At 71.5% G+C, this 23,944-nt stretch carries 21 protein-coding genes; 14 read left to right on the top strand and 7 right to left on the bottom strand.

All coding sequences use genetic code 11. The annotated features are described in order from the left end of the window. Positions 1 to 1,229: family 16 glycoside hydrolase (locus ACFVYN_RS18495; protein ID WP_389999464.1), on the top strand; the 1,229-nt coding region annotated here is incomplete at its 5' end. On the opposite strand, the gene ligD is transcribed toward ACFVYN_RS18495, so the two are convergent. Continuing rightward, positions 1,216 to 2,241, bottom strand: a complete 1,026-nt coding sequence (gene ligD, locus ACFVYN_RS18490) for a non-homologous end-joining DNA ligase (protein ID WP_389999461.1) — start codon at positions 2,239 to 2,241, stop codon at positions 1,216 to 1,218. The genes ACFVYN_RS18495 and ligD overlap by 14 nt on opposite strands. Positions 2,242 to 2,306: 65 nt before the next feature. Between ligD and ACFVYN_RS18485 the strand changes: the two genes are divergently transcribed. Beyond that, entirely contained in the window at positions 2,307 to 3,368 is a 1,062-nt protein-coding gene (locus ACFVYN_RS18485) for an ATP-dependent DNA ligase (RefSeq protein WP_389999459.1), read from the top strand. A 9-nt stretch (positions 3,369 to 3,377) separates the two neighbouring features. On the opposite strand, the gene ACFVYN_RS18480 is transcribed toward ACFVYN_RS18485, so the two are convergent. Beyond that, positions 3,378 to 4,568: a zinc-dependent alcohol dehydrogenase gene (locus ACFVYN_RS18480; RefSeq protein WP_389999456.1), complete on the bottom strand. Its 1,191-nt coding sequence runs from the start codon at positions 4,566 to 4,568 to the stop codon at positions 3,378 to 3,380. A gap of 195 nt (positions 4,569 to 4,763) precedes the next feature. Here ACFVYN_RS18480 and ACFVYN_RS18475 point away from each other — a divergent pair, with 195 nt between their 5' ends. Next, positions 4,764 to 5,780, top strand: coding sequence for a DUF3048 domain-containing protein (locus ACFVYN_RS18475; RefSeq protein WP_389999453.1), 1,017 nt, complete (start codon positions 4,764 to 4,766; stop codon positions 5,778 to 5,780). A 16-nt stretch (positions 5,781 to 5,796) separates the two neighbouring features. Here ACFVYN_RS18475 and ACFVYN_RS18470 read toward each other — a convergent pair whose 3' ends face one another. Next, a complete protein-coding gene (locus tag ACFVYN_RS18470) occupies positions 5,797 to 6,261 on the bottom strand; it encodes a MarR family winged helix-turn-helix transcriptional regulator (RefSeq protein ID WP_389999450.1) in 465 nt (154 codons plus the stop codon). Positions 6,262 to 6,430: 169 nt separating this feature from the next. On the opposite strand from ACFVYN_RS18470, the gene ACFVYN_RS18465 reads away from it, so the two are divergent. The 8 genes from ACFVYN_RS18465 to ACFVYN_RS18430 are packed head-to-tail and all read left to right on the top strand — an operon-like array spanning position 6,431 to position 13,737. After that, on the top strand, positions 6,431 to 7,213 hold the full coding sequence (locus ACFVYN_RS18465) for a CoA transferase subunit A (RefSeq protein WP_389999447.1): 783 nt from the start codon (positions 6,431 to 6,433) through the stop codon (positions 7,211 to 7,213). Beyond that, positions 7,213 to 7,857: a CoA transferase subunit B gene (locus tag ACFVYN_RS18460; RefSeq protein ID WP_389999444.1), complete on the top strand. Its 645-nt coding sequence runs from the start codon at positions 7,213 to 7,215 to the stop codon at positions 7,855 to 7,857. Before ACFVYN_RS18465 ends, ACFVYN_RS18460 begins: the two co-directional genes overlap by 1 nt. After that, positions 7,854 to 9,056, top strand: a complete 1,203-nt coding sequence (locus ACFVYN_RS18455; protein ID WP_389999441.1) for a thiolase family protein — start codon at positions 7,854 to 7,856, stop codon at positions 9,054 to 9,056. Before ACFVYN_RS18460 ends, ACFVYN_RS18455 begins: the two co-directional genes overlap by 4 nt. Positions 9,057 to 9,076: 20 nt before the next feature. Then, the gene (gene pcaH, locus ACFVYN_RS18450) at positions 9,077 to 9,850 is read left to right on the top strand and encodes a protocatechuate 3,4-dioxygenase subunit beta (RefSeq protein WP_389999438.1); all 774 of its coding nucleotides are present in this window, start codon (positions 9,077 to 9,079) and stop codon (positions 9,848 to 9,850) included. 6 nt (positions 9,851 to 9,856) lie between these two features. After that, entirely contained in the window at positions 9,857 to 10,462 is a 606-nt protein-coding gene (pcaG, locus tag ACFVYN_RS18445) for a protocatechuate 3,4-dioxygenase subunit alpha (protein WP_389999435.1), read from the top strand. Beyond that, complete coding sequence (pcaB, locus tag ACFVYN_RS18440; RefSeq protein ID WP_389999432.1) at positions 10,459 to 11,790, top strand: 3-carboxy-cis,cis-muconate cycloisomerase; 1,332 nt, start codon at positions 10,459 to 10,461, stop codon at positions 11,788 to 11,790. Before pcaG ends, pcaB begins: the two co-directional genes overlap by 4 nt. Next, complete coding sequence (gene pcaD / locus ACFVYN_RS18435) at positions 11,787 to 12,908, top strand: 3-oxoadipate enol-lactonase (protein ID WP_389999429.1); 1,122 nt, start codon at positions 11,787 to 11,789, stop codon at positions 12,906 to 12,908. The genes pcaB and pcaD overlap by 4 nt, the downstream gene beginning before the upstream one ends. A gap of 49 nt (positions 12,909 to 12,957) precedes the next feature. Next, on the top strand, positions 12,958 to 13,737 hold the full coding sequence (locus ACFVYN_RS18430) for an SDR family NAD(P)-dependent oxidoreductase (RefSeq protein ID WP_389999426.1): 780 nt from the start codon (positions 12,958 to 12,960) through the stop codon (positions 13,735 to 13,737). A gap of 18 nt (positions 13,738 to 13,755) precedes the next feature. Here the strand turns inward: ACFVYN_RS18430 and ACFVYN_RS18425 are convergent, their stop codons facing one another. Further along, positions 13,756 to 16,425 carry an ATP-binding protein gene (locus ACFVYN_RS18425; protein WP_389999424.1) on the bottom strand — a complete coding sequence of 890 codons (2,670 nt, stop codon included), beginning with the start codon at positions 16,423 to 16,425 and terminating at the stop codon, positions 13,756 to 13,758. Between the two features lie 678 nt (positions 16,426 to 17,103). Between ACFVYN_RS18425 and ACFVYN_RS18420 the strand changes: the two genes are divergently transcribed. Next, the gene (locus tag ACFVYN_RS18420) at positions 17,104 to 18,120 is read left to right on the top strand and encodes a DUF2510 domain-containing protein (protein WP_389999421.1); all 1,017 of its coding nucleotides are present in this window, start codon (positions 17,104 to 17,106) and stop codon (positions 18,118 to 18,120) included. A gap of 150 nt (positions 18,121 to 18,270) precedes the next feature. Here the strand turns inward: ACFVYN_RS18420 and ACFVYN_RS18415 are convergent, their stop codons facing one another. Continuing rightward, a complete protein-coding gene (locus ACFVYN_RS18415) occupies positions 18,271 to 18,885 on the bottom strand; it encodes a TetR/AcrR family transcriptional regulator (RefSeq protein WP_389999419.1) in 615 nt (204 codons plus the stop codon). Between the two features lie 230 nt (positions 18,886 to 19,115). Here ACFVYN_RS18415 and ACFVYN_RS18410 point away from each other — a divergent pair, with 230 nt between their 5' ends. Both ACFVYN_RS18410 and ACFVYN_RS18405 read left to right on the top strand, forming a co-directional pair. Continuing rightward, entirely contained in the window at positions 19,116 to 19,928 is an 813-nt protein-coding gene (locus tag ACFVYN_RS18410) for a phosphatase PAP2 family protein (protein ID WP_389999417.1), read from the top strand. Next, on the top strand, positions 19,925 to 20,854 hold the full coding sequence (locus tag ACFVYN_RS18405; protein WP_389999414.1) for a hypothetical protein: 930 nt from the start codon (positions 19,925 to 19,927) through the stop codon (positions 20,852 to 20,854). The genes ACFVYN_RS18410 and ACFVYN_RS18405 overlap by 4 nt, the downstream gene beginning before the upstream one ends. Before the next feature lie 49 nt (positions 20,855 to 20,903). Here the strand turns inward: ACFVYN_RS18405 and ACFVYN_RS18400 are convergent, their stop codons facing one another. Continuing rightward, positions 20,904 to 21,776, bottom strand: coding sequence for a phospholipid scramblase-related protein (locus ACFVYN_RS18400; RefSeq protein WP_389999412.1), 873 nt, complete (start codon positions 21,774 to 21,776; stop codon positions 20,904 to 20,906). A 63-nt stretch (positions 21,777 to 21,839) separates the two neighbouring features. Continuing rightward, on the bottom strand, positions 21,840 to 23,894 hold the full coding sequence (locus ACFVYN_RS18395; protein WP_389999410.1) for a phosphocholine-specific phospholipase C: 2,055 nt from the start codon (positions 23,892 to 23,894) through the stop codon (positions 21,840 to 21,842). Positions 23,895 to 23,944 lie beyond the last annotated feature (50 nt).

The following is a 23,944-nucleotide window of genomic DNA, read 5'->3' as shown; positions in this document are numbered from 1 at the left end:
CGGAGAAGAGCGTCCGGTTCACGGTGGTCGCGACGGCCCCGCACGACACCACCCCGCCGGTGACCGGTGTGACCGTGGACGGCACGCGGAACTCCGACGGGGCGTACGTGGGCAACGCCAAGGTGACCGTGAGCGCCACGGACGAGGGCGGTTCGGGAGTCGCGGGCGTCGAGTACTCGATCGACGCCGGACCGTATCTCGCGTACACCGCTCCGGTGATCGTCGACCGGGCGGGCACCCACACCCTGGCGTACCGGGCGACGGACAAGGCGGGCAACACCTCGGCCGCGCGCACGGTGACCTTCACGGTGGTCGCCGGTCAGGTCCCGGCGCCCAACTGCGCGGAGTTCGACGAGCGGTTGACGGTGATCGTCGGCACGGTCGACTCAGGGATGCCGAACCGGATCACCAACAGCCGGTGCCGGATCAACGAGTTGATCGAGGACGAGAAGGAGTGGACGTCCCAGGCGTTGTTCCTCAAGCATGTGAAGACCGTTCTGGACAAGCTCTTCAGGGACGGGGTCGTCGACGAGCGCGAGTACGACGCGATCGACGCGGCGGCCCGTGAGTCCGGGATCGGCAGGCCGGGGCAGACCGAGGGCTACCGCACGATCCTCGACGGCAGCGCGGCCTCCTTCGCCAAGTGGCAGCAGGTGGGCGGCGGTTCGTTCGCACCGAACGGCGACGGGTCCATCACGTCCGGCACCACGAAGGACGGTCTCGGCATGCTCTGGTTCCCGGAGCGCAAGTACGGCGACTTCTCGCTCAAGCTCCAGTGGCGCGACGACGCCCCGGGCACCGGGAACGCCAACTCCGGTGTGTTCGTGCGGTTCCCGTGGGTCCACGACCACCCGGAGGAGTCCCGCCCCGAGTGGGTCGCCATCAAGTACGGCCACGAGGTGCAGGTGCTCGACCGGCCGGACGGCGACATGTACAAGACCGGGTCGATCTACGGCTTCGACCGGGTGGGGCTCGCCGGTGCCGGCGTCACCCAGAAGGGCACCTGGAACGACTACGAGATCCGGGTGGTCGACCAGCACTACTCGGTCTACCGCAACGGCGTGCTGATCAACGAGTTCGACAACATCGGCGGTCAGGACTTCTACCCGGCCCGCTCGGACGACCCGGGCACGGACGGGCGGCGGTTCTCCTCCGGCTACATCGGCCTCCAGGTGCACAGCACGACGGACGTGGTCTCGTACCGGGACATCCGGATCAAGGAGCTGTAGAACCAGGCTTCTTGGCGCGGCTCGGCTGTACCCGCTTGGGCTCCCCCGGCATCTTCGGATACTCGGGCGGGTACGGCAGGTCACCGAGCCCGTGGTCGTGCTCGTCACGGCGGGCCAGGTCCAGGAGGGCGTCCAGCGAGAAGGCGTGATCGTCCATGTCCGCGTGCACGTCGCCGAGTTCGGCGTAGCGCGCGGGCATGGTCGCGATGTCGAAGTCCTGCGGGTGCGCCTCGCCCACCTCCTCCCAGCGCAGGGGTGCGGAGACGGGGGCGTGCGGGCGGGGCCGTACCGAGTAGGCGGAGGCGATCGTACGGTCGCGGGCCGTCTGGTTGTAGTCGATGAAGATGCGCTTCCCCCGCTCCTCCTTCCACCACTTGATGGTCACGTGGTCCGGCATCCGACGTTCCATCTCGCGCCCGACCGCGATCGCGGCCCGCCGCACCTGGGTGAAGGTCCAGCGCGGTTCGATCGGCACGAAGACGTGCAGACCGCGGCCGCCGGAGGTCTTGGGCCAGCCGCGCAGACCACCGAACTCCTCCAGCACCGACCGCAGTTCATGCGCCGCGCGGACGGCGTCGTCGTAGTCCGTGCCGGGCTGCGGGTCGAGGTCGATGCGCAGTTCGTCGGGGCGGTCGACGTCGTCGCGGCGGACCGGCCAGGGGTGGAAGGTGAGGGTGCCGTACTGGGCGGCCCACAGGACGGCGGCCTCCTCGGTCGGGCACATCTCATCGGCGCTGCGGCCGCTGGGGAAGGTGATGTGGGCGGTCGGAATCCAGTCGGGCATGTTCTTGGGCGCCCGCTTCTGGAAGAAGTTCTCGCCGGTCACGCCGTCCGGGTAGCGCTCCAGGGTGGTGGGGCGGTCGCGCAGGGCGCGCAGGATGCCGGGGGCGACGGCCTGGTAGTAGCGGGCGAGGTCCAGCTTGGTGAACCCGCGCTCCGGGAAGAAGATCTTGTCCGGGCTGGACAGCCGTACGGTCCGGCCGCCCGCCTCCAGTTCCACCGCGTCACCCATGCGAGCCACGGTAAGCGAGCCCGGCATATCAGGCATTTCGGAGCATGCGCGGGCAGAATCGGACCATGGATCTGCCCGTGATGCCCCCCGTGAAGCCCATGCTCGCCAAGTCCGTGGCGAAGATCCCGCCGGACATGCACTACGAGGCGAAGTGGGACGGGTTCCGCGCCATCGTCTTTCGGGACAGGGCGGAGGTCGAGCTGGGCAGCCGCACCGGAAAGACGCTGACCAGGTACTTTCCCGAGCTGGTGGAGGCACTCGCGGCGCGGCTGCCCGAGCGGTGCGTGATGGACGGCGAGATCGTGATCGCGCGGGACGGCCGGCTGGACTTCGACGCGCTGACCGAGCGCATCCATCCGGCGGCCTCCCGGGTGCGGACACTCGCCGAGCGGACTCCGGCGTCCTTCGTGGCCTTCGACCTGCTGGCACTCCAGGACGAATCTCTGCTGAACGTCCCGCTGACCGACCGCAGGAAGCTGCTCACGGCGGCTTTTGCCGGGGTCACGGCCCCGGTGCACCTCGCACCGGCCACCACGGACATCGAGGTGGCCCGGCAGTGGTTCGAGCAGTACGAGGGCGCGGGCCTGGACGGTGTCATCGCCAAGCCGCTCACCCTGCGCTATCTGCAGGACGAGCGCGCCATGTACAAGATCAAGCACGAGCGCACCGCGGACGTGGTGGTCGCGGGTTACCGGCTGCACAAGAGCGGCCCGGTCGTCGGCTCCCTGCTGCTCGGCCTCCACGACGACCGGGGCACGCTCCAGCACGTCGGCGTGTCCGCGGCCTTCCCCATGAAGCGGCGCGCCGAGCTGATCGAGGAGCTGGAGCCGTTGCGGATGGAGGACGTGTCCGGGCACCCGTGGGCGGCCTGGGCCGAGGAGGCCGCCCACGAGAGCGCCCGGCTGCCCGGGGCGCCGAGCCGTTGGTCGGGCAAGAAGGACCTCTCCTGGGTGCCGCTCAGACCGGAGCGGGTGGCGGAGGTGGCGTACGACCACATGGAGAACGGCGCACGGTTCCGCCACACCGCCCGCTTCCGCCGCTGGCGGCCCGACCGGACCCCGGAGAGCTGCACCTACGCGCAGTTGGAGGAGCCGGTGCGCTACGACCTCGACGAGATCCTGGGCTGAGCCGCGGGGTCAGGGCCGCATCAGCACCTTGACCGCGCCCTCCTGCTTCTTCTGGAACATCTCGTAGGCGTGCGGGGCGTCCGACAGCGGCACGTGATGGGTCGCGAAGTCGCCGACGCCGAGCGGGTCCTCGTCGGTCAGGTACGGGATGATCTCGTCGCACCAGCGCCGTACGTTCGCCTGGCCCATCCGGATCTGGATCTGCTTGTCGAACATCGTGAGCATGGGCAGCGGGTCGGCCATGCCGCCGTAGACGCCGGTGAGGGAGAGCGTGCCGCCGCGGCGCACCAGTTCGATGGCGGTGTGCAGGGCGGCGAGCCGGTCGACGCTGAAGCGCTCGGCGAACGGCCCGCTGATCTTCCTCGGCAGGAGGGCCGAGGCGTTCTGGGCAAGGCGGGCGACCGCGCTGCCATGGGCCTCGGTGCCGACGGCGTCGATCACGGCGTCCGGGCCGCGTCCGTCGGTCTCGTCGCGGATCGCCTGGACGAGCTCCTTCTCGCTGTCGAAGCTCCTGAGGTCGTACGTCTCCACGCCCCGTGCGCGTGCTCGACGCAGCCGTTCGGACACGAGGTCCACGCCGAAGACGCGCCCGGCGCCGCGCACCTGGGCGACCCGGCAGGCCATGTCGCCGATGGGCCCGAGTCCGAGCACGGCCACGCTGCCGCCCTCGGGGACGTCCGCGTAGGCGACGGCCTGCCAGGCGGTGGGCAGCACGTCGGAGAGGTAGACGAAGCGGTCGTCCGGCGGGCCCTCGGGGACCTTGATGGGTCCGAACTGGGCCTGCGGAACGCGCAGGTACTCGGCCTGGGCGCCCGGTACGGCGCCGTACAGACGGGTGTAGCCGAACAGGGCGGCACCCATGCCCTCGCTGGTCACCTGGGTGGTCTCGCACTGGGTCGGCAGCCCGGTCATGCACATCCAGCACTTGCCGCAGGCGATCTGGAAGGGCACGACGACCCGGTCGCCGACCGAGAGGTCGGGCACCCCGGCGCCGACCTCCTCGACGATGCCCATGGGTTCGTGGCCGAGGATGTCGCCCGGCGTCATGAACGGGGTGAGCACCTCGTAGAGATGCAGGTCGGAGCCGCACAACCCGGACGAGGTGATCCTGATGATCGCGTCCGTCGGTTCCTTGATCTTCGGATCGGGCACTTCCTCCACCCGTACGTCCCGCTTGCCCTGCCAGGTCACAGCCTTCATCGCCCGGCTCTCCCTCCGTCACGTCGTGTGTCGGTCCTGGGTAAGGCGCCCCGGGTACCCGGGCGGACTCCTGCCGAACCGCGATCCAGGGCCGATCGGCCTAGTCGACGCGACGAATCAGAAACAGACGGGTATGGCCATCAATGAACTTATAAGCGCACAATCAAAGACACGAGACGGGCGGGCACGGTGGGCATGGTGGGTAGGGAGCAAGGGGCGCGCACGCGGCGCGCCCGTACGGCGGCGGCACTGCTGACCGTCACGGGCCTCTTCGTCGCGGGCTGCACGGGACACGGCACACACCGGGGCCCGGCCGACGACGGACGCGGACAGTTCCGCACGGATCGACCGAGCACGTCACCACCGAACACATCGGAACCGAGCAAGGAGGCCCACGGTCCCTCCGTACTCGCCGTGAAGATCGACAACGTGTCGGCGGCGCGCCCGCAGACCGGCATCGACTCCGCCGACGTCGTCTACGCCGAGCAGGTCGAGGGCGGGCTCAGCCGCCTCATGGCGGTGTACGCGACGAAGCTGCCGAAGGCCGTCGGCCCCGTGCGCAGCGCCCGTGAGTCGGACCTGGAGCTGCTGCGGCAGTTCGACCACCCGACGCTCGCCTTCTCCGGCGCCCAGAGCAAGCTGATGCCCCTGATCAACCGGGCGCCGCTGCTCCCCCGGACCCCCGAGAAGGCGTCCGGCGCCTACTTCCGCGGCGCCGACCGGGTGTCCCCGCACAACCTCTTCCTGCATCCGAAGCGCCTGGTGCCCGCCACACCGGGCGCCGCCGCGCTGACAAACGGCTTCCACTACGGCCCCGCTCCCGCCGGCGGCACGAAGCACACCTCGGAGACGGTTCGCTTCCCGGCCGCTCGCTTCTCCTTCACCTGGTCGCAGAGCAGGGAGCGCTGGCTGGTCTCGGTGGACGGCGCCCCGGACGTGACGGCCGACGGGAAGCGGCTGGCCCCGGCCACGGTCGTCGTGCAGTACGTGAAGGTCCGCAAGTCCGCCTTCCACGACTTCCTCGGCAACTACACGCCGTACACGGTGACGGTGGGCTCGGGCAAGGCCAGGGTGCTGCGCGACGGCCGCGCCTACGACGTGAACTGGAAGCGGGCGAAGGCCACGGACGGCACGGAGTTCACCACGAGGGACGGCTCCCCGGTGAACTTCGCCGAGGGCCAGGTGTGGGTCGTCTTCGCGAAGACGTCCTGACAGCGCCGGGTGAGGGTCAGCGCTGGGTGAGGAGGGGTTCCGCGGGATTGCGGAGCCCCTCCGCCGCGTCCGCGACCCGGCGGATCAGGTCGAAGAAGCGGCCCTGCTCCTCGACGGAGAGCGGGGCCAGGAAGACCTGGTTCATCCGGGCGGTGCGCACGGTCAGCTTGCGGTGGGTGCGCACCCCGTCCTCGGTCAGGCGCAGCAGGAAGCGGCGGCCGTCCTGCGGGTCGCGGACCTTGTCGAGCAGTCCGCGCCGGCCGAGCCGGCTGATCACCTCGGCGATGGTGGACCGGTCCAGCCCCACCCGCTCCCCCACCGTGCGCTGGTCCAGCCCGGGCTCGGCGACGAGCGCGTTCAGGACCGCGAACTGGGGCGAGGTGATCTCCTCGGAGACCATCGTGTTCCACAGCAGGTAGTGCGCCTGCTGGAGCCGCCGGGCGAGGTGCCCGGGGTGGGTGGTGAGATCCACCGCGGCCATGTGCGCTCCCGAGTCAGGTTGGTGGGCGTTTCGGTCGGTGCTTTGGTTGGGGCTTTGGTTGGTGCACTGAAGAGTAGTGAGCCTTGACGCCAGGCTGCCACAGTGGCAGCTTGAGAGAAACCTCGCCGAAATACTCAGTGCACTGAGCACTTGCAGAGATGGGGCTCGGATGGACAAGGTGGTCGCCACGGCCCGGGAGGCGGTGGCCGATGTGCCGGAGGGCGCGTCGCTCGCGGTGGGCGGTTTCGGGCTGAGCGGTGTGCCGAACGTGCTCATCCAGGCCCTGTACGAGCAGGGCACCGGCTCGCTGTCGGTGGTCTCCAACAACTGCGGGGCGATGGAGTCGGGCCTCGCGGTCCTGCTCGCCGCCGGACGGATCGCCCGCGTGACCGGCTCCTTCATCGGCGCGAACAAGGAGTTCGCCCGCCAGTACCTGGCCGGTGAACTGGAGGTCGAGATGATCCCGCAGGGCACGCTCGCCGAGCGAATGCGGGCGGGCGGCGCCGGCATCCCCGCGTTCTTCACGCCGGCCGGCGTGGGCACCCAGGTCGCCGACGGCGGACTGCCCTGGCGCTACGACGGCTCCGGCGGCGTCGCGGTGGCCTCCCCGCCGAAGGAGGTCCGCGAGTTCGACGGCACCGAGTACGTCCTGGAGCGCGGGATCCGCACCGACTTCGCACTGGTGAGGGCGGCGAGAGGCGACCGGCACGGCAACCTCGTCTTCAACAGGTCCACCCGGAACTTCAACCCCCTCGCGGCGATGGCCGGCAAGATCACGATCGCCGAAGTGGAGGAACTCGTGGAGCCAGGCGAGATCGATCCGGACGCGGTGCATCTGCCGGGGATCTTCGTGCAGCGGGTCGTCGCGCTGACCCCGGAGCAGGCGACGGACAAGCGGATCGAGCAACGGACGGTTTCCGCGCCCGCGGCACGAGGGACGGTGAGCGGCTGATGGCCTGGACACGGGAACAGATGGCCGCGCGGGCCGCGCGCGAACTCCAGGACGGCCAGTACGTCAACCTCGGCATCGGACTGCCGACGCTGATCCCGAACTACCTCCCCGAGGACGTCGAGGTGATCCTCGAGTCCGAGAACGGCATCCTGGGCACCGGCCCCTACCCCACCGAGGACCAGGTCGACCCGGATCTGATCAACGCGGGCAAGGAGACCGTCACCGTGCTGCCGGGGGCGTCCTTCTTCGACTCGGCGCTGTCCTTCGGGATGATCCGGGGCGGGCACATCGACGTGGCCGTGCTGGGCGCCATGCAGGTGTCCGAGACCGGCGACCTGGCCAACTGGGCCATCCCGGGCAAGCTGATCACCGGGATCGGCGGGGCGATGGACCTGGTCCACGGCGCCCGCACGGTCATCGTGGTGATGACGCACACCGCCAAGGACGGCTCGCCCAAGATCCTCACCCGCTGCGCGCTGCCGCTGACCGGCAAGCGTTGCGTGAACCGGATCATCACCGACCTCGGCGTCCTGGACGTCACCGAGGACGGCCTGGTGCTGGTCGAGACGGCGCCCGGGGTGGGCGTCGAGGAGATCACCGCCAAGACCGACGCCAAGCTGACCGTCGCGGAGGGCCTGCAGTGAAGAACGTCTACATCGTCGACGCGGTCCGCACTCCGGTCGGCCGCTACAACGGAGCTCTCTCCTCGGTACGCCCGGACGACCTGGGCGCCCACGCGATCCGTGAACTGCTCGGCCGTACGCCCGACCTGGACCCGGCCCGGATCGAGGACGTCTACTTCGGCAACGCCAACGGCGCGGGCGAGGAGAACCGCAACGTCGGCCGCATGGCCGCGCTGCTGGCGGGCCTGCCGACCAGCGTGCCCGGCGTGACCGTCAACCGGCTGTGCGCCTCGGGTCTGGAAGCCGTGATCCAGGCGGCCCGCGCCATCGCCGTCGGGGACGCCTCCATCGCCGTGGCGGGTGGCGTGGAGTCGATGACCCGGGCGCCCTACGTGCTGCCCAAGTCCGACAAGCCGTTCCCGGCCGGGCACGCCGAGCTGTACTCGACCACGCTGGGCTGGCGCATGGTCAACCCCAGGATGCAGCCGCAGTGGACGATTCCGCTCGGCGAGTCGGCCGAACTGATCGCCGACAAGCACAAGATCAGCCGCGAGCAGCAGGACGAGTTCGCCCTGGCCTCGCACCAGAAGGCGGCCAGGGCACAGACGGCAGGGTTGTTCGACGCCGAGCTCGCGCCGGTGTCGATCCCGCAGCGCAAGGGCCAGCCGGTCGTCTTCGGCGCCGACGAATGCGTACGCCCGGACGCGTCCCTGGAGGCGATGGCGAAGCTCAAGCCGTCGTTCCGCACGGACGGCGGCACGGTCACCGCGGGCAACGCGTCACCTCTGAACGACGGTGCCGCCGCACTGCTGCTCGTCGACGACGAGGGCCTCGCGGCGACCGGTCGCGAGCCGCTGGCCCGGATCTCCGCGACCGGGGTCAACGCGCTCGACCCGCACTACTTCGGGCTCGCCCCCGTCGAAGCGGTCAACCGGGCACTCGCCAAGACAGGCAAGGGATTTGACGATCTGTCAGTACTGGAGCTGAACGAGGCCTTCGCCGCCCAGGTGCTGGGCTGTGTCGCCGAGTGGCCCGAGTTCGACCCGGCGATCCTCAACCCGCAGGGCGGGGCGATCGCGCTGGGCCACCCGCTGGGTGCCTCCGGCGCGCGTCTGGCCGGCACGGTCGCCCATCAACTCGCCCGCAGGGGCAGCGGAGTCGGCGTCGCCACCCTGTGCATCGGCGTCGGCCAGGGCCTCGCTCTCGTCCTCGAACGTTAATGGAACGCAGGGGAATCGTCATGACTCTCACCCAGCACGACATCGACCGGGAAATCGCCGCCGAGCACGCCGCGTACGAGAAGCGGCTCGCCGACGGCGCTCCCGTCGAGCACCAGCCGCGCCGCGACTACGCGCCCTACCGTTCCTCGGTGCTGCGGCACCCGAAGCAGCCGCCGATCGGCATCGACGTGTCCAAGGACCCGGAGCTGGTGGAGCTGCACTCGCCCGCCTTCGGGGAGCGGGACATCACCGAGATCGACAACGACCTGACCCGGCAGCACACCGGGGAGCCGATCGGTGAGCGGATCACCGTCGAGGGCCGGCTCCTGGACCGCAACGGCCGTCCGCTGCGCGGGCAGCTGGTGGAGATCTGGCAGGCGAACTCGGCCGGCCGCTACGCCCACCAGCGCGAGCAGCACGCCGCCCCGCTGGACCCGAACTTCACCGGCGTCGGCCGCACCCTGACCGACGACAGCGGCTGCTACCGCTTCACCACCGTCCAGCCGGGCCCCTACCCGTGGCGCCAGCACGTCAACGCCTGGCGGCCGGCCCACATCCACTTCTCGATCTTCGGCACGGCGTTCACCCAGCGGCTGGTGACGCAGATGTACTTCCCGAGCGACCCGCTGTTCCCCTACGACCCGATCATCCAGTCGGTCACGGACGACGCGGCCCGCCAGCGGCTCGTCGCCACGTACGACCACAGCCTGTCCGTGCCGGAGTTCTCGATGGGCTACCACTGGGACATCGTGCTCGACGGACCGCAGGCCACCTGGCTCGAAGAAGGACGCTGACCAGCCATGACGAAGATCGACACCAGCCGTCCGGAGACCGTGCTGCCGACGCCGTCGCACACGGTCGGCCCCTTCTACGGCCATGCCCTGCCCTTCCCCGGCGGCGGCGACATCGCGCCCGTCGGCCACCCGGACACCATCACCCTCCAGGGCTACATCACCGACGGCGCGGGCAACCCGCTGCCCGACGCCTTCGTGGAGCTGTGGGGCGCCGACCCTGACGGCAACGTCCCGCAGGTCGACGGCTCGATCCGGCGCGACCCCGCGACCGGTGGCTACCTGGGCCGCAACGGCGTCGAGTTCACCGGCTGGGGCCGCATCCAGACCGACGCCAACGGCCACTGGACCGCGCGGACCCTGCGGCCGGGCGCGCGCGGGCGGAGCGCCCCGTACATCAGCGTGTGCGTCTTCGCGCGCGGGCTGCTGGTGCACCTGTACACCCGGATCTACCTGCCGGACGACGAGGCGGCCCTCGCCGCCGACCCCCTGCTGGCCCGGGTCCCGGCCGAGCGGCGCGACACGCTGATCGCACGCCGGCAGGGCGATGGCACCTACCGTTTCGACATCCGCCTTCAGGGCGAAGGCGAGACGGTCTTCCTGGAGTACCAGTGACTTCTCCCGATCCCGACACCAGTCTGCTCGCCCCCGGGTGGGCAGGCTCCCCCGCCGCCTCCGCGACCGCCGACGGCGCCTACCTCCAGGCGCTGCTGGACGCGGAGGCCGCGCTGACGCGGGTACAGGCCCGGCTGGGGCTCGCCCCGGACGGCGCGGCCGACGCGGTGACCGAGGCGGCCCACGCAGGCCGCTTCGACGTACGGTCCCTCGCCGACCGTGCGCGCGGCGGCGGCAACCCGGTCATCCCGCTGGTCGCCGACCTCACCGAGGCGGTCGGCGAGGAGTACGGCCCGTATGTGCACCGGGGCGCGACCAGCCAGGACATCCTGGACACGGCGACGATGCTGGTCGCGGCGCGCACCCTCGACCTTGTGCTGGCGGACCTCCACCGCGCCCAGCAGGCCCTGGCCCGGCTGGCCGCCGAGCACCGGGACACCGCGATGCCGGGGCGGACGCTCACCCAGCACGCCGTACCGACGACGTTCGGGCTGAAGGCCGCCGGCTGGCGGTCCCTGGTGCTGGACGCGCGTGACCGGATCGCGGCCGTACGGGAATCCCTCCCCACCCAGCTCGGCGGTGCCGCCGGGACCCTGGCGGCCTTCACGGCCTACGGCACCGACGACACCCAGGCCCTCACGGCGGCCTTCGCCGCGGAGCTCGGACTCCGGGCGCCGCTGCTCCCCTGGCACACCCTGCGCACCCCGATCGCCGACCTCGCCGGATGTCTCGCCTTCACCGCCGGCGCGCTGGGCAAGATCGCCGCGGATGTCCTCGTGCTCGGGCGTACCGAGATCGCCGAGGTCGCGGAGGGCAGCGGCGGCGGCTCCTCGGCCATGCCGCACAAGGCGAATCCCGTACGGTCCACGCTGATCGCCGCGGCCGCCCGGCGGGCCCCGCAGCTCGCGGCCACGCTGTACGGCTCGCTGGCCGCCGAGGACGAGCGGCCTGCCGGAGCCTGGCACGCCGAGTGGGAGCCGCTCAGGGACCTGCTGCGGCTGGTCGGCGGAGCCGCGCGGGACACCGCCGAACTGACCGAGGGACTGCGGGTCCACGCGGACACCATGCGGGAACACCTGGACCTCACCCACGGGTTGATCGCCTCCGAGCGGCTGTCGGCCGAGCTGGCCCCCGTGCTGGGCCGCGCCCGCGCCAAGGCACTGCTGACGGAACTCGCCGAGCGGGCGTACGCAGAGGGTCTCTCGCTCGGTGAACTCCTTGCCCGCGAGCCCGAGTTGAAGGACCTGGACCTCGACGAGCTCACCGACCCCGCCCGCTACACCGGCTCCGCCGGTACCCTCACCGACCGTGCTCTGGAGCGACGTTGACCGAGAAGCTGCTCAACCACCGCGCCGAGGGCCCCGCTTCCGCTCCCCCGCTGCTGCTCGGGCCCTCGCTCGGGACCTCGTACGCCCTGTGGGACAAGGTGGCGCCCGAGCTGTCCATCAGCCACCGGGTGGTCCGCTGGGACCTGCCCGGACACGGCGGTTCGGCGCCGGGCCTGATCGGTCCCGGCGCCACCGTGGGTGATCTGGCCGACCTGGTGCTGGCGCTCGCCGACTCCCTCGGCATCGAGCGGTTCGGGTACGCGGGGGTGTCCCTGGGCGGCGCGGTCGGTCTGCACCTGGCCGTGCATCACCCGGAACGCGTCCAGTCGCTCGCCGTGATCTGTTCCAGTGCCCACTTCAACGGGCGCGGCCCCTGGGAGGAGCGGGCCGAGCGGGTCCGCCGGGAGGGGCTCCAGTGGCTGCTGGAGAGCGCGAACTCCCGTTGGTTCGCTGGTGACTTCAGCGTGCCGGAACTGGTCCGCGACCACGCCGAGGCCGATCCGTCGGCCTACGCCGCCTGCTGTGACGCCCTGGCCTCCTTCGACCTGCGCGACCGGCTGGCCGGGATCTCCGCGCCGACCCTGCTGATCGCCGGCCGCCAGGACCCGGCGACCCCGCCGCCCCATCTGCGGGAGATCGCCGACGCGGTGCCGCGCGCCACGCTCGTCGAACTCCCGGGGGCCTCGCACCTGGCTCCGGCGCAGTGCCCGGAGGCCGTCCTCACCGCGCTGCGCGCGCACCTCGGCGGGGGCGCCAAGCGCGGCATGGAGGTGCGGCGCGAGGTGCTCGGGGACGCGCACGTGGACCGGGCGCAGGCCCGGCAGACCCCGTTCACCGCCCGCTTCCAGGACTTCATCTCCCGCTACGCGTGGGGCGAGGTCTGGACCGACCCGACGCTCAGCCGCCGCGAGCGCAGCATGATCACCCTGACGGCGCTGGTCGCGCACGGCCACTACGACGAGCTGGCCATGCATGTCCGCGCGGCGCGGCGCAACGGCCTCACGCCGGACGAGATCGGGGCCGTACTGCTCCAGACGGCCGTCTACTGTGGGGTGCCGGCGGCGAACTCGGCGTTCGCCACGGCGCAGCGGGTGCTGGCGGAGGAGACGGAAGGGTGACCCCGGCAGGGACAGGCGCCGACGGTGCGGATGTGCCTACGGTAGGGGCATGTCGACCATTCTGATCACCGGTGCCACCTCCGGTCTCGGCCGTTATGTCGCCTTCGAACTGGTCCGCGCCGGCCACACCGTCCTCGCCCACGGCCGGGACCCGGGCCGTACCGGGACTCTGGTGGAGGAGCTGCGGTCCGAGGGGGCGGCCGAGGGCTTCGTGGCCGACCTCGCCTCCCTGGCCCAGGTGCGCGAGCTGGGCGCGCGGGTCGCCGAGGCCCACCCCGGGCTGGACGTCCTGATCAACAACGCGGGTGTGGGCGCGGGTTCGCCCGGCTCGGGGCGCGAGGTGAGCGCGGACGGGCATGAACTGCGGCTGGCGGTGAACTACTTGGCGCCGGTCACGCTGACCAGAGCACTGTTGCCGACGCGGCCGGCGCGGATCGTCAACGTCGGGTCGGTCGGCCAGGAGCCGGTCGACTTCGACGACGTCGAGTTCAGCCGCGGCTACAGCGGCTTCGCCGCGTACTGCCGGAGCAAGTTCGCCCTGGCGGCCCATACCTTCGCCCTGGCCGAGGAGTTGGCGGACACGGGGATCGCGGTGAACGTCCTCCACCCGGCCACGTTCATGGACACCGCGATGGTCCGAGAGGGCGGGGTGGCCCCGTGGTCGACGGTGGCGGACGGGGCTCCGGGAGTCCTGGCCCTGGCTACCGAGGACCTGGGCACGGGCCGCTTCTTCGACGGGACGAATCCGGCTCGGGCACACGAGGGGACGTACGACAGGGAGGTGCAGAAGCGCCTGTCGGCCGTCACCGAGCAGCTACTGGTGCCCTGAAGCAGCCCGCAGGCCAGGTCACCGCAGTCCCCGACCCGTCTCCAGCACCTCCCTGGCCTGCGCCACCAGACCGTCCGCCCCGCACGAACGCGCCAGTGCCACGCCCCGGTTGAGCTCCGCCACGGACCGTGCCGCGATCCCGTACTCCACCCGTGCCGCCGCATGCTCGTACTGACAGGGCGACGCCTCCAGGTAGGCGACCGCCTGCGCGGCGAGCCGTACCGCCCGCTGCCCGGTCTCCAGCGCCGCCGCGCACCTGAGCGCCTCACCGATCGCCGTGTCCGTACCGAGCCGCTCGGCGTACCGGCGCACCTCTGTGGCCAACTGGGCGGCCCGCACCGGGTCCTCGACGGCGAGGGCGCGGGCGAGATCGACGGCCCACGGCACCAGCACCGGATTGTGGTGCCCCCGGACCGCCGCCGCCTTCTCCGCCGCCTCCAGTTCGTTGATCCCGTCCTTGGTCCTGCCGACGGCCAGCAGCAGCCGCCCCCGCACGGACCGCGGATCGGGCAGCACGATCGTGGACGGATACGGCGGCGCGAACCCGTACTGCTCGGCGATCGCCCACGCCTCCTCGACATGCCCGCGCGCGAGCAGCGTGTCGACGAGGTTGCAGGTCGCCGACCAGTACAGGGGCAGTCCTCGCCCCACCCGCTCGGCGAGCCGCAGTGACTCGCGCAGGGACGTCTCCGCCTCCCTGAGCCGCCCGCGCCTACGGTGGCCCAGGCCGACGTAGGCATGGGCGAGCGCGAGGTGGCCGCCGCTCCAGCCGGCCGTTTCGTAGGTGCGCAGGGCGTCGGTGTACAGGGCCTCTGCGCGGTCGAGCCGGTCCGTGAAGGCGTAGGCGCTGGCCAGCATCAGCGGCAGTTCGAGGCCCCACTCGGTGTCGGTCCAGCCGAGTCCGGGCGCGAGGCGGCCGTTGACGAGGGCGCGGTCGCACACTTCGGCGATCTCCTCGGCGCTCTCGCCGTGGGCCATCGCGTCGAAGCCGCGCAGGATGAGCAGGGCCCGCTCGGAGTTGTCCCGGCCGGTGCAGGTGGCGGCCAGGGCGGCGAGCCGCTCGGAGCGCGCCGGGGAGGTGGCCTCGCCCGGGTAGAGCCCCTCCCAGGTGTACTGCACGGCCTGGAGGCGCAGCCGGGCAGGGCCTTCCGCGTGCCGGGCGGCCTCCGCCTCGACCGTGCGGACCGCCTCCTCCAGCTGGTTGTTGTGCATGAGCGCCTGGGACAGGCGGACGACGGCGTCCACCCGCGCGGTGCCCTCCAGGCCCGGCATGGCGAGCGCGGTCTGGAGGTGGCCGATGGTCTTGGCCGGGGCGGTCAGGAGGGTGGCGCAGCCGAGTTCGAAGAGCACGCGCGCGTGGACCTCGGGCGGCGGGGGCTCCAGAAGGGCGCGCTCCAGGCAGCGGCGGGCGGCGTCCGGGGCGCCGACGAGGAGGTGTTCGCGGGCGGCCTCGCGCAGCTGCTCGACGAGTTCCTCGTCGTCGTCCGGGTGGACCTGGAGCAGGTGCCGGGAGGCAGCCGCGGCGCCGAGCCCGGAGTCGGTGACCAGTTGGGCGGCGATGCCGTGCATGGCCTTGCGCAGGGCGTCGGGGATGGACTCGTAGACGGCGGTGGCGATCAGCGGGTGCACGAACTCCAGCTCGTCGTCCTCCGTGACGGAGTCGGTCAGAATGCGGGCGTTGCGCAGGAGTTCGGCGCAGCGCGCGGCCTCGTCCGGCTTCAGGGTGGCGAGCCTGGCCACCAGGGAGACGGAGATGTCGGTGCCGAGGATCGCGGCCGCCCACGCGAACCGGGTGGCGTCGATGCCGAGTTCCTCCAGGCGGGCGACGAGTCCGCCGCCGCGGGCCGAGCGGTTCAGTTCGCGCAGTTCGTTCGCCGAGCCCTCGCTGGGCTCGATCTCGCTGTCGCGGACCTTGGCGAGGAGTTCGACGGTCTCGTACGGGTTGCCGCCGGTGACGGCCCACACCTCGCGGCAGAACGGGGCGTCGGCGTGCTCACCCAGGGTGGCGCGGGTGAGGCCGGCGGTGGCCTCCGGGGTCAGGGCGCTGAGGTGGGTGGCGGGGCGGCCCGCGGCGGAGGCCACCGTCTCCAGGAGGCGGGCGCGCTCGCCGGCGGCCTCACCGGGGCGGCGGGCCACCACGACCAGGACGGACAGGTCGTCCAGGCGCTCGACGAAGGCGGCGAGCCAGCGCAGGGTCTCCTGGTCGGCCCAGTGGGCGTCGTCGACCATCAGCACGAGCGGCCAGTCCCGGCGGGCCAGCCGGCGCACCGCGGCGACCAGGCCGTCGCACACGCCCTGCGGGTCGGCCTGCCGCTCCCCCGGGTCCGCGATGCCGAGGGCGGGCCCTGCGATGTCGTACCAGTCGCCGAGGTACTCGCGGGCCTCCTCGGGCATCAGCGACAGGAGGGCGGGCTGCAGCAGTTGTCGTACGACGTTGAAGGGGACCGACCTGAGGGTCTCGCCGCCACGCGCGGACCAGACCGTGCAGCCGCGTGCCTCGGCGATACGGCGGGTCTCGGCGAGCAGGGCGGTCTTGCCGAAGCCCGCCTCGCCGCGGATCACGAGCACGCTGCCCGAGGACGTGCGGTCCGCGCACAGGGAGTCAATCACCCTTTCGACGGCGGCGAGTTCCTCGTCACGCTCCCACAGCGAGGCCGGGGCGGCCGCAATGGGCCGTACCTCCGTCATCCCGCTACCTCCCCAAGTCGCCCGAACGACCTACAGATCCCGAGCGTAGCCGTCCGGGTGCGGAAGCGGAGGGCGGTCGGGGTACCTGTTGCCTTGACGGGTGACCTGCGGTACGAGCAGGCGACGCGCCCTGCCCGTGACCTGCCGTCGGCGGACCTGACCGACAGTCAGCCGTGAGCCGAGGGCGGCAAGGAGGTCGAGTCGCCGGGGAGGCACGGTTCGCGACGGCCGCCGCAGGGCCACCCGTGAACCTCGCTGCCGCCAGGCCGAGTTGATCGCCCCGCACGGGCAGAGGGTCTGCCGGTGGACCGCGGGCGGCCTGGCGCGGCGCCCTCCGGCTCGGGCAGCCCACCTGGACCGCGAGGCGGCCTGCTGGGCCGCGCGGCATGCTCGGCCACCCCGGTCGCGCCGAACCTCGGCGGCATCGCCGGCCGCACGACGCGACCGCCTTCGACACCGGGACCGGGTGCGCGGTGATCGGCACGGCGGCCCACGGGTTCAGCGGCGGGCAAGGAGCTGTTCCTGACCGCGCACGGCCATCCCGGCGCCGAACCGGCGACCACAGGCGCCCGGCATACGCGCCCGCGCACGCGCCGCACGGGGCGTTTCCGGCGGGTCGTCCGGAATCGGCGGGTCCCCTCTCATCCCTCTTTCACCGAGTGCTCATACGGTGGGGGCATGACGCAGGAGACTCCCCCCGGGTGGTACCCCGATCCCGGGCAGACAAGTGACGGTCCCGCCACCGAGCGCTGGTGGGACGGCAAGGCGTGGACGGAGCGGACCCGGCCCGCCGGATCGGCCGCCGCATGGGGTCCCCCGGAACAGGTCGCGAGCCCCGGGGACAGCGGCCAGTACCCGGCCTTTCCGCCGTATCCCGCCCAGCCACCGGCCGGATCGCGGCGCGGCCGCGTGGGCATAGCCGTGGCGGTGGCGGTCGCGGTCGCGGTCCTGGCGAGCATAGGCGTGGGTGTGTACCTGCTGGCCGACAGCGGCAGCGGCAACGGTGACTCGGCCGCCTCGCAGGGGCCGGGCGGCCAGGGCGGACCCGGCGGCACGGGGGGCCAGGGCGGGCCCTTCGGCGGCAACGGAGGGCCCGGCGGCTCCGGCGGCGGCGGAGGTTCCGGGGGCGCGTCGCCCTCCCCGCAGGGGTCCGAGGCGCCGAAGATCGAGAGCGGTTCGGTGACCGACTCGATCGACGGGATCAGCCTGCCCATCCCGGACGACTGGTACGGCCAGGAGATCCAGGTCGGCGCCTCCGTGACCTCGAACGACTCCTACGCCTGCCCCGGCGACACCTCCGAGAAGTGCACGAAGGGCGGTGCCTACTCGGCGCCCGCGCTGGCACTGCGCACCAAGGGCAGTACGGCCGAGGCGGTCGCGAAGGCCGACATCGAGGCGAACGCCGAGCAGTCCTACGGCGGCAAGACCTACGGTTCGATCACCTCGCACGACGTCCTCGCCTCCAAGGCGGTGACCGTGGCCGGGCAGAAGGGCTATCTGGTCCGCTGGAAGGCGGTCACCAGCAAGGGCTCCGACGGCTATGTCGAGTCGCTGGCCTTCCCGTCCCCGGCGAACCCCCAGCAGATCGTCGTGGTGCGCTTCGGTGTCGACGTCGCGGAGGGCCAGAGCGTGATCGACGACATCACCAAGGGAATCAAGGTCTCGACGGGCGGCGGCAGCGGCCAGGGCGTCTGACGGCCGCCCCCCGGACACCGGTCGGCCGGGAGGGGCGCCTCTTTGCTCGAGAGGAACCCCACCCGGCCGGGGGGTGCGCGCCGCCCCCGTCCCCACGGTGCGGCGCGAGCAGGCCACCGTCCGGTCATCCCGTGGACGGCGGCCCGGGTCTCAGCTCAGGCCGAGTGTCGGCAGTACGGCGGCCTCGACGAAGCGGACCAGGTAGTCCTGGTCGGCGTACTGCCCGTCGACGACGGGCCGGGCGCGGATGACACCGAACATCTGACACGGGATGTATTCCAGCGCCGGGTGTCCGGCGGCGATCTCACCCCGGTCGACCCCGCGCTGGAGGATGTTCCTCAGCGCGGCGATCTCCGGTTCGACCAGCGCCTCACGCAGGGCCTGCGCGAGTTCCTCGTCCTGGGTGACGGCGTGGCCGAGCGCCTGGTGCAGCTTGGTGTCGTGCATCGACCACCGGGCCGCGGCCCGGGCGGCCTCGCGCAGGTCGTCGGCGAGCGATCCGGTGTCGATCCCGTCGAACTTAGCCCTGCGGCGGGAGCGCAGGGCGGCCACCACGAACTGGGGCTTGGTCTTCCACTGCCGGTAGAGGGTGGACTTGCTGCAGCGGGTGCTGGCGGCGATGCCCTCCATGGTCACGGCTTCGTATCCGCATTCGCGGACCTGTTCGAGCACGGCGTCGAAGAACTCCTGCTCACGCTCGGGCGTGATCTTGGAGCGGCGCGAGGCGGCGACCGTCTCCGGTCCGTCCGCGGCCTGCGACGTCATCAGCTCTCCCCTTCACTCGCTCCGTCGGCCGGCCTGCTGCACGGCCGTCGCGTTTCATTCCCGGATTCCAGTGTGTCGTATGTCAATCGATACGCCAGTGTACCGGTACCCGACCGTATCGGTACACTGGCGTATCGGTACGATGTCGTACCGATGAGTTTTTGGAATCGGAACGGGTCACCACCTTGTTCGGATTCACCACCTGCACCACCAGCGAAAGGGCCGGGGGAATGAATGCCCGCACCGAGCCTTCAGAAGCGGAGCCCGGCGCCACAGCGCGGCCGCCGCTCGTCCGTGAGCTCCTGCTCGTCGTAGGACTCTTCCTCGTCTACAAGGTCGGCCGGCAACTGGTAACGGGCCACACCCCCGAGGCCTTCCGCAACGCCGGCCGTGTGTGGGACTGGGAGCGGGCACTGCACCTGCCCTCGGAGGGCTCGGTGCAGTCGCTGCTGCTGCACGGCGACACCCTCGCGCACCTCGCGAACACCTATTACGCGACCGTCCACTTCCCGGCCACGGTCGCCTTCCTGGTCTGGCTGTACCTGAAGCGCCCCGCCCACTACGTCTGGGCCCGCCGCGTCCTGGCCGCGCTCACCGGCGCCGCTCTGGTGCCGCACCTCGTCTTCCCGCTGGCCCCGCCGCGGATGCTCGCGGCGGCCGGTCTGGTCGACACCGCGAAGGTCTACGGCCCCTCGGTGTACGGCCCGCCGCAGACCGACACCCTCTCCAACCAGTTCGCCGCGATGCCCTCGTTGCACTTCGGGTGGGCGCTGATGGTGGCGATCGGCCTGATCGTGGCGACCCGCTCGCGCCTGCGCCGGCTGTGGCTGCTGCATCCGCTGGTGACCCTGGTGGTCATCGTCGGGACGGCGAACCACTACTGGATGGACGCGATGGTGGCCACGGCGTTGCTCGGCATCGCCCTCGCCGTCATCCGCGTGCCCCAACCGACGGCCACGACCGCGGGTCGCGCGCAGGAGAAGCTCGCCCCGGCCGAACACAAGAAGCCCAAGAAGAACGTCCTGGTCGGAGCGGCCCGATGAACGCCACTCTGCTCGCCCTGGCCCTCTCCCTGCTCTCCTCCGTCGCCTACGCTGCCGCCGCCGTCGCCCAGGAGCGCCTGGCCTCCCGCAGCCCCGGCTCGGGTGTGCTGCGGATGCTGAGCTCGGGCGCCTGGTGGGGATCGGTCGCCCTCAACGCGGCGGCCGCGCTGCTGCACGTCGTCGCCCTCAAGTACGGCCCCCTGACCGTGGTCCAGCCGCTCGGCGCCCTCACCCTGGTCGCCGCGGTGCCGCTGGGCGCGCGGATAGCGGGGCGCCGGGTCAGCGCGACGGAGTGGCGGGGCACCGCGTACACCCTGGCCGGTCTCGCCGCGATCCTCGTGGTGGCGTCGGGTTCCGCGCCCGGGAGGGTGCTGAGCACCTCCGAGGCGGTGGCGGTGGCCGCCGTGACGGCGGCGCTGATCGGACTCCTGGCCCGGCCCGGCGCCCGGCCCGGCATGCGGCACGCGTCGGCGTCCGGTCTCGCCTCGGGCGTGGCCTCCGCGCTCACCCAGACCGTGACGGTGGCCGCGACCGACCGTTCCGGGTCGCTCCTCAGCGTCCAGGTGATCGGCGTGGCCCTGCTGGTCGCGGCCTTCGCCGCGGGCGGGCTCCTGCTCTCCCAGACCGCCTACCGTGACGGCCTGGGCGCCCCGTTGGCGGTGGTGACCCTGGCCAACCCGCTGGCCGCCGCGGTGATCGGCCTCTCCCTGCTGGGCGAGGGCCTGCGGGGCGGCGCGGCGGGCGTACTGCTCGCGCTGGCGGGAGCGGGCCTGGCGGCATGGGGTGTGGTGCTGCTGACCCGGACGGGCCCGGTCCCGGCGGAGGAGGAGCACCCGGTGGCGGCCGTACTGGCCCTGGAACCGTCTCTGCGGGACGTGAAGGTGCCCCGCCCTTCGGAGCCGGGGCACCTGACAGCGCCCCTTTAGGGCGCGGGGAACTGCGCGAGCAACCACGACGGCGCCGCGCCCGAATCGGTCAGCCGAACCCGCGCGCGTCCTGCTTCAGAGCCGTGTCCACGGTCAACGCCGTGGCGACGACCAGGCTCAACAGCGGCTCGGGCAGCTGGTAGTGGATCTGCAGCACATAGTTGTCCGCGGTCGTGAACATCGTCTTGGCGAGCCCCTCCCACGTCTTCGTGATCCGGGCCACCTCGTTCTCCGTGTGGTCGACGATCGCGAAGTTCCAGGCCCGCCAGTTCTCCGCCTTGATCGCGCCGACCTGCTGCCCGTTCACCATCAGCGCGAAGTTGATCTTCCCGATCATGTTCTGCTGGACGATCTCACCGACCGGCGAACCGTCCGGACGCTCCACGATCACCCGCGACTTGAAGATCTTCCCCGGCCGGGTCAGCAGCATCAGCGGCTGCCCGTGGGCGTCGCGGATCTCCAGCTTGATCTTCATGAACTGGTCGATGCTGTAGAAGAACCGGATGATCTTCCGCAAGGCGCTCTGCCCGACCTGGGTGACGGAACCGAGCTGGTTGCCGTTCTGGTCCATGACCTTGTACTCGTTGGTCAGCTCGATCAGCTTGGCCTTCTGGTTGACCACGAGCACCGGCTCGGTGAACAGCGTGCCGCCGCCCGCACCGCCCCCGCTGACCCCGGCCTGCTGCTGCACCTGACGCTGCACGCGCGCGTCGGGGCCGGCCGACTGCTGGGGCATCTGCGGTGCCTGCTGGACGGGCGGGGCCGGCGGGGCCTGCACGGCCTGAGCGGCGCCCTGCCCCGCCCCCTGCTGGTCCTGGTGGGTGTGCTGGGTCCACTGCGCGCCGTCCCAGTACCGGAGCGTCTGGGCCGCCCCGTGCGGATCGGGGTACCAGCCTGCAGGTGTGTTCGAATGCGTGGTCACCGGGGCACAGTACCCCGGGACCACTGCGATCCGGTCAGGTGAACGACCGCTCCTGCGACGGCTTTACCGGGTGATGACGGCGGGATCGCTCACTCCGGTACGCCCGTTCTCGACATGTCCGGCGAATCGCCTCAGGAACGCCGGGTCGGCGTCGGACGTGACCGTGAGGTCGTACCAGCGACGGCTCCTGGCGAGGCGGAAGGTGTGCCGGACGGTGGCTCCGGCCCGCACGGTGAAGGTCCTCGCGGGGTCGCCGTAGCCGCTCACGGCCTTCAGACGGGCCGTGCCGGAGCCCTTGTTGGTGAAGGTGAGCTCGACGTCGTCGCCGGTGTGGCGGGCGGTGACCTCGGGACCAGCGCTGTTGTTCGGCCCCTTGAAGGCGCGCAGGAAACCGGCCGGGCCGTGCACGGTCAGGTCGTAGAACCCCTTGGAGTACGCCGAGTTCCAGGTGTCCGAGACGGCCTTTCCGGCCTCGGTCGTATAACTCCAGGGCCCGTCGGCGCGGTTGCCGGAGGTCACCAGGAAGGCGGCACCGGCCTTGGCGCCGGAGGCGAAGGTGAGCGTGAACCTGCCGTTCCTCGCGTCGACCGAACCGTCCACGCGCGGGGCGTACTTGAGGGGGCGGGCGGGGCGCAGGCCGCGCTCCTGCTTCGGCAGGGCACCGACGGCGGGCGGAACGGGCACGTAGTCGGGGTGGCGCTCGCGGTCCGGCGGCTCGTAGCCGTCGGTGTCCGGGAGGGCGACCGGCTTGGTGTCCTTGCGGGAGAAGTCGAACGCCGAGGTCAGATCGCCGCAGACCGCGCGCCGCCAGGGAGAGATGTGGGGCTCGTGGACGCCGAAGCGCCTCTCCATGAAGCGGATGATCGAGGTGTGGTCGAGCGTCTCGGAGCAGACGTAACCGCCTTTGCTCCAGGGCGAGACGACGAGCATGGGCACGCGCTGGCCGAGTCCGTAGGGACCGGCCGGGTGGTTGGCGTCGCCCTTGAACAAGTCGAGAGAGGGGTCGACGGTGGACTTGCCCTGCGCAGCGGAACCCGCGGGGAAGGCGGGGACCACGTGGTCGAAGAAGCCGTCGTTCTCGTCGTAGGTGATGAACAGGGCGGTCTTCGCCCACACCTTCGGGTCGGAGGTGAGCGCGTCCAGGACCTGGGCGATGTACCAGGCGCCGTAGTTCGCGGGCCAGTTGGGGTGCTCGGTGAATGCCTCGGGGGCGACGATCCAGGAGACCTGGGGCAGCTTTCCGGCCTTGACGTCGGCCTTCAGCTGGTCGAAGTAGCCCTCGCCCTTGGTGTAGTCGGTGCCGGTGCGGGCCTTGTCGTACAGCGGGTCGCCGGGCTTGGCGCTGCGGTACTGGTTGAAGTAGAGGAGCGAGTTGTCGCCGTAGTTGCCGCGGTAGGCGTCCGGGATCCAGCCCCAGCTGCCGGCCGCGTCGAGGCCGTCGCCGACGTCCTGGTAGACCTTCCAGGAGACGCCGGCCTTCTCCAGGCGCTCGGGGTAGGTGGTCCAGCCGTAGCCGACCTCGTCGTTGCCGAGGACCGGTCCGCCGCCCTGGCCGTCGTTGCCCGTGTAACCCGTCCACATGTAGTAGCGGTTCGGGTCGGTCGAGCCGATGAACGAGCAGTGGTAGGCGTCGCAGACGGTGAAGGAGTCGGCGAGGGCGTAGTGGAACGGGATGTCCTCGCGGGTCAGGTACGCCATGGTCGTGGACCCCTTGTTCGGGACCCATTTGTCGTACTTGCCCCCGTTGAAGGCGGCGTGTCCGTCGTTCCAGCCGTGCGGGAGGTCCTGAATGAACTGCAGGCCCAGGTCGTCGGCTTCGGGGCGGAACGGCAGGATCTCCTTGCCGTTGGCGTCCGTCTGGTGCCAGACCGACTTGCCGTTCTCCAGCGTGACCGGGCGGGGGTCGCCGAAGCCGCGTACGCCCCTGAGCGAGCCGAAGTAGTGGTCGAAGGACCGGTTCTCCTGCATGAGGACGACGACGTGCTCGACGTCGTCGATCGTCCCCGTGCGGTGGTGGGCCGGGAGCGCGGCGGCGCGCTGGATGCTGTTCGACAGGGCGGTGAAGGCGGTGGTGGCGCCCGCGAGTTGCAGGAATCTGCGCCGGTTGACGTCGGACATGAGTGAGGGACCTCTCAATCCTGCGCATCGATGGCCCGAAGGTGACGGAA

This window comes from Streptomyces sp. NPDC058307, assembly GCF_042880295.1.
Lineage (GTDB): Bacteria > Actinomycetota > Actinomycetes > Streptomycetales > Streptomycetaceae > Streptomyces.
This window is presented reverse-complemented; position numbering and strand designations above follow the sequence as displayed.